This window comes from Achromobacter insolitus, assembly GCF_002209555.1.
GTDB classification, from domain to species: domain Bacteria; phylum Pseudomonadota; class Gammaproteobacteria; order Burkholderiales; family Burkholderiaceae_B; genus Achromobacter; species Achromobacter insolitus.
The window spans coordinates 174215-193073 of the sequence record NZ_NJIF01000001.1; the positions used below are offsets into that span (position 1 = coordinate 174215).

Sequence of the window (18859 nt, forward strand, 5' to 3'; positions counted from 1 at the left end):
CCAAGGGCCCGAGCTTCGCACCGCCGCAACGTTCCCTGCTGGGCGAAATCCTGGACTGGATGCTGGCGCCGCTATTCCTGTTGTGGCCCATGAGCGTCGCCATTACCTATGTGGTGGCGCAGAACATTGCCAACGTGCCTTATGACCGGGCGCTGGCCAACAATCTCCACGTGCTGACCCTGCAGGTCCACGCGCAGGACGGCCGGGCGGTGCTGAAGATGACCGACACCGCGCGCGAGGTGCTGCACGCCGACGAGACCGACAGCGTGTTCTGGCTGGCGCTGGGCAGCCGGGGCGAATACCTGGGCGGCGACCGCGCCCTGCCCCTGCCTTCCACCGTGGGCCAGCCCCGCCCCGGCGAAGTGCAGTACGAAGACGCGACCTTGCGCGGGTTCGGGATCCGGCTCGCGTTCACCTGGGTGGATCTGCACCTGCCCGATACGCAACCGGCCCTGCTGATTGCTGCGGAGACTGTCGAAAAACGCACGCAACTGGCCAACGACATCATCAAAGGCGTGATCATCCCGCAGTTCGTGGTGCTGCCCGTCGCCGTGCTCCTGGTGTGGTTCGGGCTGTCGCGGGGCGTCGCACCGCTGAACGCGCTGCAGCAGCGCCTGCGGGCACGCCGCCCGGACGATCTCTCGCCGATCGACGAACGCGCCGCGCCCACCGAAATCGCACCCCTGGTGGCCGCGATGAACGATTTGCTGGACCGGCTCTCGTCCAACGTGCAGGCGCAACGCCGCTTCGTCGCGGACGCCGCGCACCAGCTTAAAACGCCGCTGGCCGGCCTGCGCACCCAAGCCGAGCTGGCGCTGCGCGACGCCAGCCCCGAGGAAATGCAATCCAGCCTGCGCCAGCTCGTGACCGGCTCGGAACGCGCCACGCGCCTGGTAAACCAGCTGCTGTTGCTCGCGCGGGCTGAAAACCCCAGCGCCATCGGCCTGACCCGCACGGACCTCAACACCATTGCCTATGAACAGGCCATGCACTGGGTGCCGCAGGCGCTATCGCTGAGTACCGACCTGGGCTTCGAGGGTTCGGACCACCCGGTGGAGATCAACGGCAATCCGCTGCTGCTGGCCGAGCTGCTCAACAACCTGGTCGACAACGCGCTGCGCTACACGCCGCGCGGCGGCCACATCACGGTGCGCGTGCAAAGCCTCGGCGGGCATGCGGTGCTGGAGGTCGAGGATTCCGGCCCCGGGATCCCGCCCGAAGAACGGGAACGCGTATTCGACCGTTTCTACCGTGTGCTGGGTACCGCGTCCGACGGCAGTGGCCTGGGCCTGGCAATCGTGCGGGAAATCGCCCAGAAGCATCAGGCCAGCGTCGAAATCAGCGATCACCCCACGGCGCACTCAGACCTGCCTGGCATGCGGGTGCGCGTGGTTTTTCCGCTGTATACCGAGGCCCCGGACTCCCCAACCGCCCCCTAGGACTATCCCTAGCGTCCCTGGCTAAAGTTACTCATTGTTTCAATTTTAAGATTCAAGTAAGGATCTCGTCAGAACCTCGTCAGCCTCGCCCCCCAATGTTGCGTATAGCTCAATGTCGGCTCACCGGCGGCGGGCGGAGCACGGCGGACCACCGCCGGCCACAAAAACCGAGGAGACATCATGAGCACAACAACCATGGCAGGCCGCGGTCCATCCGCGGATCCGCGCCCGATGACCAAGGATGAGCGTCGCGTCATCTTTGCGTCGTCGCTAGGCACGGTTTTCGAGTGGTACGACTTTTACCTCTACGGCTCGCTCGCAGCCATCATCGCGCAACACTTCTTCTCGGGCGTGAATCCCACCGCGGGCTTCATCTTCGCCCTGTTGGCGTTCGCCGCCGGTTTCGCCGTGCGTCCGTTCGGCGCGCTGGTGTTCGGCCGCCTCGGCGATCTGGTCGGCCGCAAGTACACCTTCCTGGTCACGATCGTGATCATGGGCCTCTCCACGTTCCTTGTGGGCGTGCTCCCCAGCTATGCCAGCATCGGCCTGGCGGCTCCCGCCATCCTGATCGTCCTGCGCCTGTTGCAAGGCCTGGCGCTGGGCGGCGAGTACGGCGGCGCCGCGACCTACGTCGCGGAACACGCGCCCCATGGCCGCCGCGGCTTCTACACGTCCTGGATCCAGACTACCGCGACCCTGGGCCTGTTCCTGTCGCTGCTGGTCATTCTCGGCATCCGCACGTTCATGGGCGAAGACGACTTCAAGGCCTGGGGCTGGCGCATTCCGTTCCTGATCTCGGTCGTCCTGCTGGGCATCTCGGTGTGGATCCGCCTGCAACTGAACGAATCGCCGACCTTCCAGCGCATGAAGGATGAAGGCAAGGGCTCGAAAGCGCCCATCGCCGAATCGTTCGGCCAATGGAAGAACCTGAAGGTCGTGATCCTGGCGCTGCTGGGCCTGACCGCCGGCCAGGCCGTGGTCTGGTACACGGGCCAGTTCTATGCCCTGTTCTTCCTGACGCAGACGCTGAAGGTCGACGCCAATACCGCCAACATCATGATCGCCATCGCGCTCCTGATCGGCACTCCGTTCTTCGTGGTCTTTGGCGCCCTGTCGGACAAGATCGGCCGCAAGCCCATCATCATGGCCGGCTGCCTGATCGCCGCGGTGACCTACTTCCCGATCTTCCAGGGCATCACGCACTTCGCCAATCCGGCGCTGGAAAAGGCCCAGGCTTCGGCTCCGGTCACCGTGATCGCGGATCCTGCCACCTGCTCGTTCCAGTTCAACCCCGTGGGCACCGCCTCGTTCACCAGCTCTTGCGACGTGGTCAAGTCGTTCATGGCGCGCAACTCGGTCAACTACAAGAACGAAGCGGCGCCTGCCGGCTCGGTCGCCAAGGTCAAGATCGGCAACGACGAGTTCGCCTCGTTCGACGGCAAGGCCCTGGCCCCCGCTGACTTCAAGGCCAAGGCCGCCGAACTGGACAAGTCGCTGACCTCCGCCATCCGCAGCCACGGCTATCCCGCCAAGGCCGATCCGGCCCAAAGCAACAACGTCATGGTCGTGGTGCTGCTGACCATCCTGGTGATCTACGTGACCATGGTGTACGGCCCGATCGCCGCCATGCTGGTGGAAATGTTCCCGACGCGCATCCGCTACACGTCGATGAGCCTGCCCTACCACATCGGCAACGGCTGGTTCGGCGGCTTCCTGCCCCCGGTCGCTTTCGCCGTGGTTGCCGCAACCGGCAACATCTACGACGGCCTGTGGTATCCGATCATCATTGCAGTCATGACCCTGGTCATCGGCACGCTGTTCGTGCGCGAATCCAAGGACAACGACATCAACGCCTAATCGACCATCCCCCGCCGGACGGGACTGCTGCGCCCGCCCGGCCTTTCAAAAGCTCCGCATGGAGCTTTTTTTTTGCGCCGGATCAAGGCAGTTGCAGCCCCTGGCTTCCCAAGGCAACAAAGAAGTCCGGACTTTCAGGACCATGTCAGACCCGCGCCATTAGACTGAGTGCTCAGATTACGGCCTTGCGCCAGATCGACCGACGATTGATCCCCCTGTCGGACGATTGCAGGGCCAGTGTTCTGACACCGATACCGCGTTCCCCGCGAGCCTTTTATGACGCGGTATTGCGTGCTCCCGTACCGGCCCGGCCCTCATTGAGCCGGGCCGCTTTTTTTTGTCCAGGCACAAGCAAATGGCGGCCGCATAGCGGCCGCCATCGTCAGGTCGCGCAAGCGGCCCTTAGGGGGCCGTTGGCGCTCAGCGGCGCATGCCTACGCCGATTGCCACCACGCCGGCCACGATGGCCGCAATCCCCGCCCACGCGGGAATCGCCACCGACTTTTCGGTCTCGGCCGTGGCCTTCACCGAGCCGATCTGCAGCACGGTCTCCTCGGACTTGTAATTGAAGCCCTTGTAAGCCAGGGCGGCAACGCCCAGGACAATCAGGATGGCGCCGATGATCTTCATTTTTTATCTCCAGTTCGACATTGCTGCCGCGGACATTAGCGCATAGCCCTGCCGCTGTCAGTGACAGAAGGTGTCGCGTCGCGCTGCGGTATTGCCGCACTTCGGCAAAGCGCCCGCGTCGTATAGAATCAACCCTTTTGGCCGACGCTCATGTGGTTCAAGAATCTCAAGATTTATCGCCTCTCCTCGCCGTGGACGCTGGTCGGCGACCAGCTTGAAGAAACGCTCGCGCGGCATGCCTACCAAACTGGCAACAACCTCGAAATGCAAAGCCTGGGCTGGGTTCCTCCGCGCGAGAACGGTGGTCTGGCCCATGTGGTCAACGGCCAGATCCTGCTGAGCCTGCGGGCCGAAAAGAAGCTCCTGCCCGGTACCGTGGTGAACCAGGTCGCCAAGGCCCGCGCCCAGGAAATCGAAGAGCAGCAAGGCTACAAGCCGGGCCGCAAGCAGATGAAGGAAATCAAGGAACGCGTCACCGACGAGCTCCTGCCGCGCGCTTTCAGCGTGTACCGCGATACCCGCGTCTGGATCGACCCGCAAAACCACTGGCTGGTCATCGATGCCGCCGCCTCGGCCAAGGCCGACGAAGTCATCGGCCTGCTGGCCAAGTGCGTGGATCCCTTCCCGCTCGAAAACCTGTACGTCGCGCAATCGCCGGCCTCCGCCATGACCGGCTGGTTGGCCGAGGACGAAGCTCCGGCCAACTTCTCCATTGACCAGGACACAGAGCTACGCTCCTCCGGTGAAAGCGGGGCGGCCATCCGCTACGTCAAGCATTCGATCGACGCCGATGATGTGCGCCGCCACATCCAGTCGGGCAAGCAGTGCACCCGCCTGGCCATGACCTGGGCAGACCGCATCTCCTTCGTGCTGACCGAAGGCCTGGACGTCAAGCGTGTCGCGCCCCTGGACGTGCTGAAGGAAGGCAACGAAGGCGTGGCTGCCAACGACGACGAAAAGTTCGACTCCGACATGATGCTGATGACGGGCGAACTGGCCAAGATGATGGCCGAGCTGGTCGAAGCCCTGGGCGGCGAAAAGAAGGTGTAAAACAGCCGGCGCCAGCGCGCCCGGCATGCAGGCCGCCCCCACCGGGCGGCCTTTCTTTTTGAAGCGGCGGTTTTCTCAGGCCGCCACGGCGCGGTCCCGGCCGGCCTGCTTGGCCTGGTAGAGCGCCTTGTCGGCCCGATCGATCAGGTAGGCATAGTCCGGATGGCCGTCGAACGTCGCCACGCCGATGCTGGCAGTAATGTGCAGCGGCCCAGCCTCAGGGATGTTGAAGACATGGCGGCGGATCTCCGCGCCCAGCTTCTCGGCCGCGGCCAACGCGGCTTCCTGCGCGGCGTCGACCAGCACCACCAGGAATTCTTCGCCCCCGTAACGGAAGACAAAGTCGCTGGACCGGCACGACTGGTGCAGAACCTCGGCAAACTGACGCAGCACCTGGTCGCCGCCAGAGTGGCCATGCTGGTCATTGATGGCCTTGAAATGGTCGATGTCCAGCAACAAAACGGAGAACTCGCTGCGCTGGCGCCGCGCAATCGAAATCTCACGGCCCACGACGGAGGGCAAGAAACGCCTGTTCAGCACGTTGGTCAATGGGTCGCTACCGCTCTCGATCTCGGCCACCATGTCGAACAGGCCATTGAGCAGATGCTTGATACGCGCCACAAGCTCCTGTAATTCGCGCACGAGATCTGGCATCACCGCGGCCTGCCCCTGCTCCTCGCCCCGCATGAGCTGGGGCAGCACCACGCTATCCAGTTGCGCAACCGCGTCGGTGATTTGCTGCAGGCCTGGCGCGCTTTCGAACATCGCACCGCCTTTGTGCTGCAGCCATAACCCAAATTCCGAAGCCGCCAGCCGCGGCAGGCTTTGCCCAGGCGCTCGGTAATGCAGGCCGATCAACACCGCCTGGCTCCATTCCAGCAAAGCGGCGCGTTGCCGCTCGCGTTCCGTGGAAATGTTCTGGCCCAAGGCGAAAAGACGGTAGGCCTCGTCGTTGCGGGCGCCGCGATTGATGTCGCGCATGAAGGCGCGGCTCATCTGCTCGACCGCCAGGTCGAACAGATTGCATACGTATTGGGTCGCGATCGATGCGGCCATGCCGTCCAGATCGCTGGCGCGCAGCCGCAGCGCGATTTCGTTCTTCAGGATGCGGGCCCCGGCCATCACCAGGTGGATGGGGATATGGACGCGGGCATGCACTTCGCCGACCTTCTTCTGCGTCGCCATCAGGACGCCAATGTCGCCCTGGTCGCGCACGCACAGCAATCCCTTGAGCCAGCGCGTCATGCCTGCATGCAGGCGGCTAGACACGATTTCATGCGACAGGCGCGGGCCTGCCTCGGCATCGGCCAGCAGCGTGGAATAAAAAGCGTCGACCAGTTCGGAAAGACTGTCGCCAACCACCGCGGCAACCTGCCCGCGCGTATAGGCGTCGACTGACTGGTACACCGCTACCCAGGCCTGCTCATTGGAGGCGCTCAGGTAGCACGCCTGGCTGGATGCGCCCGGCCGCTGCCCGGGAAGTAACGGGACGTCGATACTGCTTGAAGACATAAGAAATCCGCCCAAAGGCTCCATGGAGTGTCCGGAAACGACACGCGACAGGAAAAGCCAGCGCGGATTATGCTTGAAAATACCGGGCCGGAACCGCCCCACGGCCGGCGCCATAGGGGTATTCGGCCCGACGCCGCCGCCCTTAGTCCAGGCCGTGGAAAGTGGAATCGTCCGGTCCGACGTGCGACGGATGCTGCCAGGTAACGTCACGCAGGGAATGCTGGACCAGCCCCTCGACACCCAGCAATACCGCGAAGATCGCCATGCGGATGGGGATGCCGTTATCGGTCTGGCGGAAGATGGCCAGGCGCGGATCGTGGTTCAAGTCCACGCTCAGGTCATTGGCGCCGGGGCGGCTGTCGCGCGGCAGCGGATGCATCACGATCGTGTCCGGACCGCAGTAGGCATCGATGATGGCGCGGTTGATCTGGAAGTCAGGCGTATAGCCTTCGTTTTCTTCATTGGCGAAACGCTCTTTCTGCACGCGCGTCGCGTAGATCACGTCGGCGCCGGCCAGGCCTTCGGCCAACGAGCTCTTCTGTTCAATGATGTTGCCGTTGCGGCTGGCCTGCTCGATGATGTAGGACGGCATTTCCAGCCCCTTGGGCGACACCAGCGAGAACTTCACGTTCTTGTACAGCGCCATCAACTTGATAAGGGAATGGACGGTGCGGCCGTACTTCAGGTCGCCGACCATGGCGATATGGGCGCCATCCAGCAGTTTGCCCAGGCGCGAGAACTCCGTCAGGATCGTGTACAGGTCCAGCAAGGCCTGGCTGGGGTGCTCGCCCGGGCCATCGCCGCCGTTGACCACGGGGATATTGGTGGCGCGCGCAAACTCGGCGACCGACCCCTGGTCCGGGTGGCGGATGACCATGGCGTCGACGTAGCCGCTCATGACGCGACTGGTGTCATAGATCGACTCGCCCTTGGCCATGGACGAGAACGTGAAGCCGGTGGTGTCGCAGACCGATCCCCCCAGGCGGCAGAACGCGGAACCGAAACTGACGCGCGTGCGGGTACTGGCTTCGAAGAACAGGTTGCCCAGCACCGCTCCTTCCAGCACGCGGGACACCTTCTGGCGACGGGCGATGGGCTGCATCATGTCGGCCACGCGGAACAGATCCTCGACGGATTCTCGCGTGAATTGGTCCACCGATAGCAGCTGGTGCTTGCCCTCGACCGCGATACGGTCACGCAGCGGGCCTTCTTGTACGCTTTGCGTATATTTTTCCAGCAAGACGCCGTTCTGAACGATTTCGCTGACGAAACGCTGCACCACTTCCGGCATGGCGCGGAATTCCTGGGACCCTTCGGGCAACAGCCAGGTATCCAGCGCTCGGCGTTTGACCCCGATGCGGGTCGCGAACACATCGCGGGTGAGATTCAGGCGCCGCATGGCGTCGCGCAGGAAGGCTTGCTGGGAAATGGTCATGACGGGCCCCGAACAGGAGATTTATATACGCACTGCGCATATTATTCTCAACACAAATTCAAGTCCAACAATTTTGCGCACACGGGTTTACCCCGAATTACCGCCTGGCGTAGGCCGTAGTCGTCTGGGGGGTGTCCGTGACGGCCTGCCCGGCCGCGAGCCAGCAGGCGGCGCAGAAGGCCAGCGCGCTTACCAGGTAGCAGAACATGGCCAAAAGCTGGGCGGGCCAATGGCCGCGCGTCAGATGTCCGTTGTAGCCCTGGCGCAACAGGCTGACCTGCGCCAGGTAGGCAAACAATAATCCCAGGCAGCCGACAAGGAGGCCACCCAACAGCAAGGCCAGCGGCAATTGCAGGTCCGGCGCCGCGATATCGCCTCCCACCACGCCCAGGGAAAAGCCCGTCAGGAGCAGCGCCGCTCCCCCATTGAGCCATCCCAGAAAGCGGAACGCCCCCGCCAGAAGCGAGAACGACAGGCCGCTGGCTCGGATCTGCTGGGAGCGAGCGTCCATCGATCAGCCTTCGCCGCCCTTGCGGCAGACCGGCGTGGCACTCTGAATGGAGGTCTTGGCAGCGGCGATTTCGGCCGCGTCCCAGCGGCCTTCGCCCAACACCGTGACGGTTACCTTGGAGGTCGAGGGGCTGGCGCTTTCGGCGGATATCAGTTCCAGCACTTTGGCGGGTTCCGACACTTTATAAAGCTGCACCTCGTCAGGCGCGCCCTTTTCGCCCTTTACGTGGCGCCAGGCATAGGCGACGTTGTAGGCATGCTGCACCTGCACGTGGCAGGTGCGCACGTACTCGCCTGCACGGCGGAAAGCGGCTTCGTAGTTGGTGTTGACGGTGAATGTCTCCGTCACCACGGCATCGGACTCGTAGACCCCTTTGCTCGCGCAACCGGCCAGCAGAGCCGCAAACGCCATTCCCACCCACAAAGACTTGCGCATGACACTTCCCACGATCGAATTCAACTCCGGAATTATGCCAGTGGAGGGGCCCCCACGCTGCGCGCGCGACGCGCGCTTGCTGCCCCCCGAGGGGGCGCGTTTTGCCTTGGGGCGGCCCGGCGGCAAAACTGGCCCCCACGCTGCGCGCGCGACGCGCGCTTGCTGCCCCCCGAGGGGGCGCGTTTTGCCTTGGGGCGGCCCGGCAGCAAAACGGCCCCCCCACGCTGCGCGCGCGACGCGCGCTTGCTGCCCCCCGAGGGGGCGCGTTTTGCCTTGGGGCGGCCCGGCGGCAAAACTGGCCCCCACGCTGCGCGCGCGACGCGCGCTTGCTGCCCCCCGAGGGGGCGCGTTTTGCCTTGGGGCGGCCCGGCGGCAAAACGGGGTACCTGCCGCCCCGCCGTTTCTTGAATGGCAAAAAAAAGCCGCGGGGCTGCTGGGCAGATCTCGCGGCCTTGGCCGGCGTGGCGGCGCATGGAGTGAGGGCCTACTTGGTGGCAGCGCCCTCTATCTTCTCGCCGCCCCTCTGGATGTCCTTGCCTGCCCCCGCGACGGTGTTGCAACCCGCCGAGAGGGCGGCGATCGAAAGCAACATGACGAGAAAGACTTTGTTCTTCATAGACATCTCCTGTCTGGGCTTGGAAAGTAAAGCCAGCATACCGCAAAGACCCATATTTGGGCATAGCCGCACCCCAGCAACCGCAACCGCTGCGCGCGAGTCCGGCAGCGATCAAACAGCGTTGAAAAGGCTTGCGTCCGCCTGTCGCGCAATTGCCGCTAATCGATTAGGATTCGCAAATGACCAAGAAACACGCATCGCAAAACACTGGTTCCGCCCCTCAGGGCTGGGGCTGGGAACAGCCGCAATGCCGCGGGCAGGCGGCTTTGGCGCTCTTTATCGACGATCTCCATCGGATTTTGCAGGCGCATGCTGCCGGCAAGCTGGCTGAAAGCAGCACGCTGGCCGACGCCCAGCGCAACGTCAACGAATTGCTGGCTCGCTACAACGAAATTGGCGCGGCGCCGGATATTTTCCTCGGACAATCGGTCGAACTCAAAGAGGGCGTCGACCGCGACGGGGTATCCCATACGGTACCTATTTTTTCAGCCCGTCTGAAACAATCCTTGGTATCAATGTTGGGCCAAGGCCCAGCCTGAACATCGACCGGCTTGGCATCACGCCCCAGGGCCATAACCAGAACAGACAGCAGGAGACCGCACCATGACGAATACCGACAATGTCGTAGAGTTTCTGCGATTGCTGTCGCTGGATGTCTCCCTGGGCGCCGCTGCCCAGCATGCCGCAAGCCAGGCGGACGCTCCCCTGGCGCTGGCCCGGCTGGCCACCGCGCATGGGTTGCCCTGCAATGCGTCTGACTGGTCTGCCTTTGCCCGCAGCTGCCTGGACAGTTCCGAGCAGATCGATCCGGACACCGTTCCCGCGGAAGCCACCATCTGGCAATTGGTGCAAGACCCTGCGCACGGCACCGATATCCCCGCCAGCGCAATTACCCGCGTCATTGGCATCATCACGCAGCCCGATGGCGGCGCACCCGTAGTGGGCCATGTCGTCGGCGACCTCGCGCCGCGCGCGCCGCTGGGGCTGGCGCCCTATTCTTCGGGCTCCTGAGCCCGTGCGGGCTCAGGCTTCGGGCGATAAGCGCCCGGCCGACCGCAGGAACGCCATTACTCCCGAAGCCGCGGCCACGCCGCTGGCCATGCAGGCCGTCAGCAGGTAGCCGCCTGTCGGCGCTTCCCAATCCAGCATTTCCCCCGCGCAGAATACGCCGGGAATCCCGCGCAACATCAGGCGGGAATCCAGCGCATCGAACGACACGCCGCCCGCGGTGCTGATCGCCTCGTCAATGGGACGCGCGCGCAACAGGCGCAGCGGCAGGGCCTTGATGCGAAAACCGAGGCGCTCGGAGTCCCGGAAGTCTTCTGCCGTGGCGCATTCACGCAGCAGCCCCGCCTTGACTCCGGTCAGCCCCAACCGGCTTTGCAGATGGCTGGACATCGAACGCGACCCGCGCGGATGCGTCACCGCCGCCATCACCCTTTCCTGCGGCCAATCCGGGGCCAGATCCAACAGGGCGATGGCATGCCCATCGGCCTCGATCCGGTCGCGCAGCGGTGCCGACAAGGCGTAGACCAGGCTGCCTTCTATGCCACTTTCCGAAACGACGAATTCTCCCTGCCTGGCCAGCGCCTCTCCCGCAGCGGTCTTGCAAGCCATGGCCACGGACTTTACGGGCTGCCCTGCATAACGCTCCCGGAAATGGTCCGACCACGCCACGTCAAACCCGCAATTGGCAGGACGCAGCGGCGCTACGGCAACGCCGTGCGCTTGCAGGCCGCCCACCCAGGCGCCATCCGACCCCAGCTTGGCCCAGCTGCCGCCACCCAAGGCCAGCACCACGGCGTCAGCCGCATAGACGCGTTCGCCCTCGGGCGTCTCAAAACGCAGCACCTCGGCGCTGGGTCGCGAATCCCCAGACCACCCCAACCAGCGATGCCGCATATGCAGGCGCACACCGCCCGCACGCAACCTGGCCAACCACGCCCGCAGCAAGGGCGCCGCCTTCATCTCCTGGGGAAACACCCGCCCGGAGGATCCCACGAAGGTCTGGATACCCAGGCCATGCGTCCATTCACGCAGGCGGGCCGCATCCAGCAGTTGCAGCCACGGGGCGACATGAAGCGAGCGGTCGCCATAACGCGCCAGGAACGGCTGGGCCGGTTCGCTGTGGGTCAGGTTCAAGCCGCCCCGGCCCGCCATCAGGAACTTGCGCCCTACCGAGGGCATTGCGTCAAACACGTCCACCTGCACGCCTTGCGCGCTCAGGCGTTCGGCGGCCATCAAGCCGGCAGGACCTCCACCGATGACGGCAACGCGCAGCGGAAGCCGACTCATGGCGCCGGCGCCTTTAGGCCGAGGGAGGGGATAGGCGAAGCACTAGACATGGAAAACAGATCGGGCGGGAATGGCGGACAAGGCGCGAGCGCGCCCAGGAGGGAAAAGATTGTCGCACAGCCGGCTGCGCAGCCCGAACGCAATAAACGCCCCGATGGGGCGTTTATTGACCGACAGTGCCAAGTCCTTGTTCTGCCAGGGAAAACCCGACATGCGCAAAGGCTATCCCAAGGCTTGTCCACAGTAGCTGTGGGTAATTTGACCCGAATTAGCGTGCAGTCGGCCAGGCGGCTGCGCAACGTCAGGCGTTTACCGCGGACTGCATCGGGCCAGACCAGGGTTCGGCGTCCATCTGGAAGCGCAACTCCTGGTATTCGCCATCCACCGAGACGGAAGGCAACAGGCCGGCCCCGAGCGCTTGGCCGAGCGCGCGGCGGCATAGGGTTTCAGGGTCATCGGGCAGGGACTGGAACACCCCGTCCGGTATCCGCAGGCGCAGCAGCGCCTGGGGATCGCCGCGTTCCGCTGGCCGGCCAATGTGGATATGGGCAGGATAGCCATGAGGGCACCAGATGCCCACGTGGTATTTGCCGTCAGCGCCAGTATCGGCAACATAGCCGGGATGATCGTATTTTGCAGTTCCCATGGCCCCTCCTCGAGTGCGGCAACCTAGCGCGCGTGCCCCATGGTAGCGCAGGGCCGCAGGCCTGTGCGGCCGCGAACACCCGGGAAAGTCCGGACTGGAACAAAGGTTTGACGCAGAGCAAGCGGCGCCGGCAATCCCACAGCCAGGATGGGTCATGGCCGAAAAAAAAGCCGCGATGGGAATCGCGGCTTTTTTCTGCAAGGGATTATCCAGGACAGCATTTTCGTCATGCTGCGGGACTATCCGGGTCCTGCTTGAAACTGGTTGCGGGGGCAGGATTTGAACCTACGACCTTCGGGTTATGAGCCCGACGAGCTGCCAGACTGCTCCACCCCGCGTCTGATGTGTGAATCATACATCATTTTGAAATCTTGTGCAGCGCACCCAGCGAGTTTTTCCTGCTTTTGGCTGAATTCAACTGAAAAAATGCGGCGGCTGCGCGCAAGAACCGGGCGAAGACGCCAGTTCGTTCCAGGCAGATGACTTCCGCAGGCCCTAGGGCCGTAACCTGCGCCACGGCGCCGTAACCCAACCCGTGCCCTTCACCCGCATTGATGCGCACCGATACCGCGCCAGGCAGTCCGCCCGCGGCTTCCGGACCAGTTGCCGGCTCCTCTATCCGCACGCTTCCGCTCACGCACACTAGCGTCGCGCCGGCGCTCAAGACCAATTTCCGGCTGGCGCCGGCGGCAAGTTCCAGGCGGCGGGCCTGGGTATCGGGAGCGTAAGTCGCCATCATCGTCATCTCCTGTCGGACAACGACAGGCTACGCCCGCGCTGCTATGCGCAACAGTCACACTATTCAGGTTTCTGTACCGATGCAGATCCTCGATTTTCATGCTGTTATGGTGTACTTTGCTTGAATCTGTGCCTAGCCTCATTCCAACCTCAGGGAGCATGATCGGCGCATGGATCCGCAACCGCTCTATCTACGCTTGGCCAACCACTACCGGCGCGCCATCCAGACGGGCGTGCTCGCGCCCGCGCAACGCATGCCGTCGGTCCGCAACCTGGTGCGTACCCACCACGTCAGCTTGTCGACGGCGCTGCAGGCCTGCCGTCAGTTGGAAGACGACGGCTTGATCGAAGCGCGCCCCCGCTCGGGCTACTTCGTGCTCAAGCCCCGGCGCAACAGCATCCCCCCCGTAGACGAACCGGACATCCGCCAGACACTCGGCGCCGCGCAGTACGTCGGCATCCACGACCGGGTCTCGGACTTCGTGGCCAAGTGCGAAGCGCACCCGGTCAGCGCCAATTTCGCGCTGGCCGCCGCGGTGCCAGAAGCCTACCCACTAGAAGAACTGAAGCAGGCCATGACGCGCGCGCTGCGCCAGTCACCGCAGGTGCTGGTCAACCCGGTCCCGCCGCAAGGACATCCGGACCTGCGCGCCGTGCTCGCTCGCCGGGCCTTGGCCAACCGCATCAACGCCACGCCCGACGACGTCATCGTCACGCACGGCTGCATCGAGGCGCTGAACCTGGCCCTGCGCGCGGTGGCGCGGCCCGGCGACACGATCGCGGTTGAGTCGCCCGCCTACTTCGGCCTGCTGCAGATCCTCGAAAGCCTGGGCATGCGGGCGCTGGAGATCCCCACCAGCCCGCAACACGGGCTGTCGATCGAAGCGCTGGACCTGGCGTTCCAGACTCACGGCAACATCCGCGCCGTGGTGGTGGTGCCCAATTTCCAGAATCCCCTGGGCTGCGTCATGCCCGACGCGGAAAAGGCCAGGCTCGTCGCCCTGTGTGAACGCCAGCAAGTGCCGCTGATCGAAGACGACACCTACGGCGCGCTGACCGATGACGACTTGCCGCTGGCTGCGGCCAAATCCTGGGACGCGACCGGCAACGTCATCTATTGCTCGTCCATGCACAAGACCCTGGCCCCTGGCATGCGGCTGGGCTGGCTGCTGGGCGGCCGCTGGAAGGCCCGCATTGCCATGCTGAAGTTCGCGCAAAGCCGCCCCAATGAACCGCTCGCGCAGATCGCCGTGGCGGAGTACATGGGCTCGCGCGCCTATGATCGTCACCTATCGCGCCTACGCCGATACCTGAAGATGCAGCGGGACCAGACCGCCGAGACCATCGCCGCGCACTTTCCTTCCGGCACCCGCCTGAGCATGCCGCGGGGCGGCATGCTGCTATGGGTGGAAATGCCCGACGGACGTTCCGGCATGGATGTGTTCGAAGCCGCCCTGCGCCAGGGCATCCGGGTTGCGCCGGGCGCCATGTTTTCCAATGGCACGCGCTACAACCATTTCTTGCGCATCAGTTGCGGACAACGCACCACGCCCGAGATTACCGGCGCCCTGCTGACGCTGGCACGCATCGTGGGTGAACGGCCCCGATGAATCCCACCCTGCATCAGTTCATCGTCGACTACGGGCTGTGGGCGGTGCTGGCCGGCACGCTGCTCGAAGGCGAGAGCGTGGTGGTGTTCGCGGGATTCCTGGCGCACCAGCACTTGTTGCACTTGCCCTATGTGATGCTGTGTGCCTTCGCCGGTTCTTTCTTCGCGGACCAGGCTTTGTTCTTCCTGGGACGCCGTTATCGCGACCATCGCTTTGTCCGACGGATCCGCGAGAAACCCGCATTCGAAAAAGCCCTGGCTGCCATCGACCGCTATCCGCATGGCTTCATCCTGAGCCTGCGCTTCCTTTATGGCTTGCGCACCGTCGGCCCGGTGGCGTTGGGCGTGTCGAACGTGCCGCCCCTGCGCTTCCTCGTGCTCAACGCCATCGCTGCCGCCATCTGGGCCATATGCTTCAGCGCCCTGGGCTATCTATTCGGACAAACGATCGAATCCATGCTGGGACGCTTGCACGGCGTGGAGACCAAACTGGCGATGGCGATTGCGATCGGCGCGGCAATCTGGGTTGCCTATCACCTGCTGGGCCGGCGCCGGAAATAGTCGCGGCCTCAGACCACCAGTTTGCCGCTGGCCCGAAGCACGTAGCGGCGGCGGGCATTGCGGTACCAGCGGCCCAGCAGAGGCAAGCGCGCCAGGCGGCGCAGGATGGGATGGCGCTGATCGAAGTCGTGCCAGGCCTTGAAGCCATGACCCATTCGCTCCCAGCTCTGGCGTGCCTCGGGGGAGAGTTTGCCGGGGTCGAACGCCGCCAGCTTTGCCGCTTCCGAGACGCGAACCGCGATCGATCCGCCCCGGCATTCCAATGAATACTGATTCCGCATGGGGCCGCATATTACCCGGCTTGAAGACGCTGTGTCGGCCCGCGAAAGCCGATGCCGGCGCGAGCAATTGGAGCCAGCTTTGACCGCCCCATGCAAGTCTTTGTAATTAAAGGAAATTGAACATCTATGCCCGCGCTATCCCAAGGCTTGTCCACAGAAGTTGTGGGTAACTCTCGTCAACGACAGGCCGTACGGCGGATTACTTCAGGGCACCGAGAATCATGTCGCGCACACTCTCGAAGCCGGCCACATACTGCGGATTTTCCGAGCGGGCCAGCAGGCTGGAATAGTTCTGTTCCAGCTGGGCCTCTATGGCTTCGCGCAGGCCGGGCGAGGCCTTGGCCAGATGCAGCATCGACAGCAAGGTCGAATTCAGCGCATCGATACGGCCGCCCTGATGCGAAATGGTATGCACGATGACGGCGATTTGTTCCTGGATGTCCATGTGAAAGCCTCCTGGCATTGAAGTCGGCGCAAATCCTAGCACGGCGTCCCGGGCCCGGCGCCTTGCCAGCCCGTGCTAGGCAAGCCTTGCGCACCGCGCTAGCATGAAGCGTAGCCGCAGAGGCACGGCGGCGCACGTCACCGGCTCCCCGCCCCGGCGGACCCGGTGCAACCGGAGGCCGCTCATGAAGACGATCCAGAACTACGTCCCGCCGGATGCCCAATCCATGCGGCGCCTGCAGGACCGGCTGGGATACAGCGACGCGCGCATGGCTGAACTGGCCGGACTGGACGCTGCCATACCGTGGCACAGCTATATCGGCGGTCCCGAACCGCGCTCGCTGGGCCGCCAGCGCCTCTTTTACGTTGCCGCCCGCCTCACGCTGGACGAAGCGCAGTGGCAACGCGTGCTGGATGCCATGCACGAATTGGGCGCCCGCTTCAATTACCAGAACACCCAGCATCCCGATGCCTTGCCCACCCCCGAGCCCATCGCGGACGAAGAGCGCAAGTTCGGCATGCTGCTGGTCAGCCGCAACGGCTCCTTCCACGAAATGGAGCAACTGCGAGAGTTCGCGCACTTTGCGCACGAAGCCGACGTCAGCCGCTATGTGCATTCGGCCTTCTATGACAGCGACATCGATCTGTGCCGTTTCAGCTTCGCCGACCATGATGGACTAGACGATGCAAGCCGCGACCGCATCTTCGATGCCGCGCGCAAGACCATCACGCGCTTTGAATTCGACGGACGAATCTATCAGGGCGGCATCCCCCCCGAATCCGACGGCTAGCGCCGCCCCGTGACAAGCCCGCAGGCGGCCCGCATTGACGCGGGCAGGCCGGGGCCTGTACCGTCGGCACTCGCGCCCATGCGCTCCCTGTCGCCCACCACCGTATGAACGAACGACTCGACGCCATCGACCGGCAACTGCTCAGCCTGCTGCAAGCCAATGCGCGCGAACCCGCAGCCATCCTGGCGCGCAAGCTGGGCCTGGCCCGCACCACGGTGGTGGCGCGCATCGCCCGGCTCGAGCGCGAGCACATCGTGGCTGGCTATGGCGTGCGCCTGGGACGGCTGCTGGAAGAAGCCGCGGTGCGGGCCTATTGCTTCATCAGCGTGCTGCCCAAGACCCCGGCCGCGGTCATCCGCGAGCTCGAGAAAATGCCCGAAGTCGAGGAGGTATCCTCGGTCAGCGGCCCCTACGACTATCTGATTTTCCTGCGCTGCGAGACCCACGAGCAACTGGACGAACTACTGGATCGCATTGGCCTGATCGACGGGGTCAAGCAGACCCAGACTTCCATCGTTCTCAGCCGCAAGCTCGACCGCCGCAGCGCGGTGGGCGCGCCCTGAAATGATGGTGTAATGGAGATCATCGCTATTTCAGGACGCCCCATGTTTGCACGCCTAGTCCCCGCCGCCGCATTGCTTGCCCTGCTTGCCGCCTGTTCCAGCATGAGCGAGGTCACATCCGTCGGCAAGGATACCTACAGCGTCAGCTACAGCTCCGGCTCCCAGTTGCTGACCTGGGTGGAAATCAAGAACCAGGCGCTGCAACGCGCCGACCAGTATTGCCAATCCATCGACCGCAAGCTGGTCAAGCCTAAGATCACGTCCAATCATGCGACCGGCCTGGGCTCCAAGCGCGCCACGGTGACCTTCGAATGCGACGTCATCGAGCCGCCCAAGAAGCCTGCAAGCTGACGCAACGATCCGCCCGCGATCGGGTGTAGCATGATCCGCAACGCAACCTCCGTATCCAGCACCGTGAAGACCTCCCTGCCCGTGGGTATCACCATGGGCGATGCCGCCGGCATCGGCCCCGAAATCGTCGTCAAGGCTTGTGCGCAAGGCTTGAATGCTCCTTGCGTGGTTTACGGCGACGCGGTCCAACTGCGCCGCGCCGCCGCGCAATTGGGCGCCAGGCTCGAGATCGTCGAAATCACGGATGTCGGCCAGGCCTTGGCCGGCGCGGATCACATCAACGTCATCGGCTGCAGCCCCGCCCTGCCCGCCGATCTACCCCTGGGGCAGATCAGCGCGGCCGCCGGCCGCGGAGCCTACGATTACGTCTGCGCAGCCATCGACGACGCGCAGGCTGGTCGCATCCGCGCGATTGTCACCGCACCGCTGAACAAAAAGTCCATGCACGCGGCCGGCATCGACTATCCCGGCCACACCGAGATCCTGGCCGAACGGTCCGCCACGCGGGACTTCGCGATGATGCTCGCCAACGACGAACTGCGCGTATTGCTGGTGACCATCCACGTGGCGCTGGCCGAGGTAATCGCGCGCATTACCCCGGAGGCCGAGCTGACCGCCATGCAACTGGCCGACCGGGCCTGCCGGCAGATGGGCATCGCCCAGCCACGCGTCGCCGTCGCAGGCCTGAACCCGCATGCCGGCGAAGGCGGCAAGTTCGGCCGCGAGGACATCGACATTATCGAACCCGCGATCGCCGCCGCCCGCGCCCAAGGCATAGACGCCAGCGGTCCCTGGCCCGGCGACACCATCTTCATGCGCGCTCGGCGCGGCGAATTCGACATCGTCGTGGCGCAATACCACGACCAGGGCCTCATTCCGGTCAAGTACCTGGGCCTGGACCATGGCGTGAACGTGACGGTGGGCCTGCCTTTCGTGCGCACCAGCGTCGACCATGGCACCGCCTTCGACATCGCGGGCAAGGGTGTGGCCGACCATGCCTCGCTCGTCGCCGCCTTCGACCTCGCGCTGGCCATGACGCCCTGAGCGCCACGCAGGGACTGCCGCGCTGACAACTGCCCGTCAGGAAACAGGGCG

The 18859-nt window shown here is 64.3% G+C and carries 22 protein-coding genes and 1 tRNA gene; 11 read left to right on the forward strand and 12 right to left on the reverse strand.

Annotated elements, in window-relative coordinates:
- Window positions 1–59 precede the first annotated feature (59 nt).
- Both CEY08_RS00800 and CEY08_RS00805 read left to right on the forward strand, forming a co-directional pair.
- Complete coding sequence (locus CEY08_RS00800; protein ID WP_088607596.1) at window positions 60–1439, forward strand: sensor histidine kinase; 1380 nt, start codon at window positions 60–62, stop codon at window positions 1437–1439.
- Between the two features lie 195 nt (window positions 1440–1634).
- Window positions 1635–3296, forward strand: coding sequence for an MFS transporter (locus CEY08_RS00805; protein ID WP_042792638.1), 1662 nt, complete (start codon window positions 1635–1637; stop codon window positions 3294–3296).
- Window positions 3297–3716: 420 nt separating this feature from the next.
- On the opposite strand, the gene CEY08_RS00810 is transcribed toward CEY08_RS00805, so the two are convergent.
- Window positions 3717–3926 (reverse strand): hypothetical protein, encoded by a 210-nt coding sequence (locus CEY08_RS00810; RefSeq protein WP_042792637.1) that lies wholly within the window; start codon window positions 3924–3926, stop codon window positions 3717–3719.
- A gap of 150 nt (window positions 3927–4076) precedes the next feature.
- Here CEY08_RS00810 and CEY08_RS00815 point away from each other — a divergent pair, with 150 nt between their 5' ends.
- The gene (locus CEY08_RS00815) at window positions 4077–4976 is read left to right on the forward strand and encodes a recombination-associated protein RdgC (RefSeq protein ID WP_063641651.1); all 900 of its coding nucleotides are present in this window, start codon (window positions 4077–4079) and stop codon (window positions 4974–4976) included.
- A gap of 75 nt (window positions 4977–5051) precedes the next feature.
- Here CEY08_RS00815 and CEY08_RS00820 read toward each other — a convergent pair whose 3' ends face one another.
- The 5 genes from CEY08_RS00820 to CEY08_RS00840 all read right to left on the reverse strand — a co-directional run bounded on the left by CEY08_RS00820 (window position 5052) and on the right by CEY08_RS00840 (window position 9485).
- The gene (locus tag CEY08_RS00820; RefSeq protein ID WP_063641652.1) at window positions 5052–6488 is read right to left on the reverse strand and encodes a diguanylate cyclase; all 1437 of its coding nucleotides are present in this window, start codon (window positions 6486–6488) and stop codon (window positions 5052–5054) included.
- 142 nt (window positions 6489–6630) lie between these two features.
- A complete protein-coding gene (locus tag CEY08_RS00825) occupies window positions 6631–7923 on the reverse strand; it encodes an aspartate carbamoyltransferase (protein WP_063641653.1) in 1293 nt (430 codons plus the stop codon).
- 97 nt (window positions 7924–8020) lie between these two features.
- Window positions 8021–8434 (reverse strand): hypothetical protein, encoded by a 414-nt coding sequence (locus tag CEY08_RS00830; RefSeq protein WP_042792635.1) that lies wholly within the window; start codon window positions 8432–8434, stop codon window positions 8021–8023.
- A 3-nt stretch (window positions 8435–8437) separates the two neighbouring features.
- A complete protein-coding gene (locus tag CEY08_RS00835; RefSeq protein ID WP_042792634.1) occupies window positions 8438–8869 on the reverse strand; it encodes a BPTD_2524 family lipoprotein in 432 nt (143 codons plus the stop codon).
- Between the two features lie 484 nt (window positions 8870–9353).
- Complete coding sequence (locus CEY08_RS00840; RefSeq protein WP_042792633.1) at window positions 9354–9485, reverse strand: entericidin A/B family lipoprotein; 132 nt, start codon at window positions 9483–9485, stop codon at window positions 9354–9356.
- Window positions 9486–9664: 179 nt separating this feature from the next.
- Between CEY08_RS00840 and CEY08_RS00845 the strand changes: the two genes are divergently transcribed.
- Together CEY08_RS00845 and CEY08_RS00850 are read left to right on the forward strand one after the other, a co-directional pair.
- Complete coding sequence (locus CEY08_RS00845; protein ID WP_042792632.1) at window positions 9665–10024, forward strand: hypothetical protein; 360 nt, start codon at window positions 9665–9667, stop codon at window positions 10022–10024.
- Window positions 10025–10088: 64 nt separating this feature from the next.
- A complete protein-coding gene (locus CEY08_RS00850) occupies window positions 10089–10496 on the forward strand; it encodes a hypothetical protein (protein ID WP_042792631.1) in 408 nt (135 codons plus the stop codon).
- 12 nt (window positions 10497–10508) lie between these two features.
- Here the strand turns inward: CEY08_RS00850 and CEY08_RS00855 are convergent, their stop codons facing one another.
- The 4 genes from CEY08_RS00855 to CEY08_RS00870 form a co-directional block, all read right to left on the reverse strand.
- On the reverse strand, window positions 10509–11780 hold the full coding sequence (locus tag CEY08_RS00855) for a TIGR03862 family flavoprotein (RefSeq protein WP_076815612.1): 1272 nt from the start codon (window positions 11778–11780) through the stop codon (window positions 10509–10511).
- Window positions 11781–12081: 301 nt separating this feature from the next.
- A complete protein-coding gene (locus CEY08_RS00860; protein ID WP_063961848.1) occupies window positions 12082–12426 on the reverse strand; it encodes a hypothetical protein in 345 nt (114 codons plus the stop codon).
- A 261-nt stretch (window positions 12427–12687) separates the two neighbouring features.
- Window positions 12688–12764, reverse strand: a tRNA-Met gene (locus CEY08_RS00865).
- 20 nt (window positions 12765–12784) lie between these two features.
- Entirely contained in the window at window positions 12785–13165 is a 381-nt protein-coding gene (locus CEY08_RS00870) for a hypothetical protein (RefSeq protein ID WP_076815614.1), read from the reverse strand.
- A 169-nt stretch (window positions 13166–13334) separates the two neighbouring features.
- Here CEY08_RS00870 and CEY08_RS00875 point away from each other — a divergent pair, with 169 nt between their 5' ends.
- Both CEY08_RS00875 and CEY08_RS00880 read left to right on the forward strand, forming a co-directional pair.
- Window positions 13335–14774, forward strand: coding sequence for an aminotransferase-like domain-containing protein (locus tag CEY08_RS00875; protein WP_076815616.1), 1440 nt, complete (start codon window positions 13335–13337; stop codon window positions 14772–14774).
- Window positions 14771–15334, forward strand: a complete 564-nt coding sequence (locus CEY08_RS00880) for a DedA family protein (protein WP_063961846.1) — start codon at window positions 14771–14773, stop codon at window positions 15332–15334. Before CEY08_RS00875 ends, CEY08_RS00880 begins: the two co-directional genes overlap by 4 nt.
- Window positions 15335–15342: 8 nt before the next feature.
- Here the strand turns inward: CEY08_RS00880 and CEY08_RS00885 are convergent, their stop codons facing one another.
- Together CEY08_RS00885 and CEY08_RS00890 are read right to left on the reverse strand one after the other, a co-directional pair.
- A complete protein-coding gene (locus CEY08_RS00885; protein ID WP_063641659.1) occupies window positions 15343–15615 on the reverse strand; it encodes a hypothetical protein in 273 nt (90 codons plus the stop codon).
- Window positions 15616–15814: 199 nt separating this feature from the next.
- Complete coding sequence (locus CEY08_RS00890) at window positions 15815–16060, reverse strand: hypothetical protein (RefSeq protein WP_042792626.1); 246 nt, start codon at window positions 16058–16060, stop codon at window positions 15815–15817.
- A gap of 184 nt (window positions 16061–16244) precedes the next feature.
- Between CEY08_RS00890 and CEY08_RS00895 the strand changes: the two genes are divergently transcribed.
- From CEY08_RS00895 to pdxA, 4 genes are all read left to right on the forward strand, one after another.
- Window positions 16245–16850, forward strand: coding sequence for a hypothetical protein (locus CEY08_RS00895; RefSeq protein ID WP_076815618.1), 606 nt, complete (start codon window positions 16245–16247; stop codon window positions 16848–16850).
- Window positions 16851–16954: 104 nt separating this feature from the next.
- The gene (locus tag CEY08_RS00900) at window positions 16955–17413 is read left to right on the forward strand and encodes an Lrp/AsnC family transcriptional regulator (protein WP_042792624.1); all 459 of its coding nucleotides are present in this window, start codon (window positions 16955–16957) and stop codon (window positions 17411–17413) included.
- Window positions 17414–17455: 42 nt separating this feature from the next.
- Window positions 17456–17764, forward strand: a complete 309-nt coding sequence (locus CEY08_RS00905; protein WP_063641661.1) for a hypothetical protein — start codon at window positions 17456–17458, stop codon at window positions 17762–17764.
- A 63-nt stretch (window positions 17765–17827) separates the two neighbouring features.
- Entirely contained in the window at window positions 17828–18808 is a 981-nt protein-coding gene (pdxA, locus tag CEY08_RS00910) for a 4-hydroxythreonine-4-phosphate dehydrogenase PdxA (protein WP_084738680.1), read from the forward strand.
- Window positions 18809–18859 lie beyond the last annotated feature (51 nt).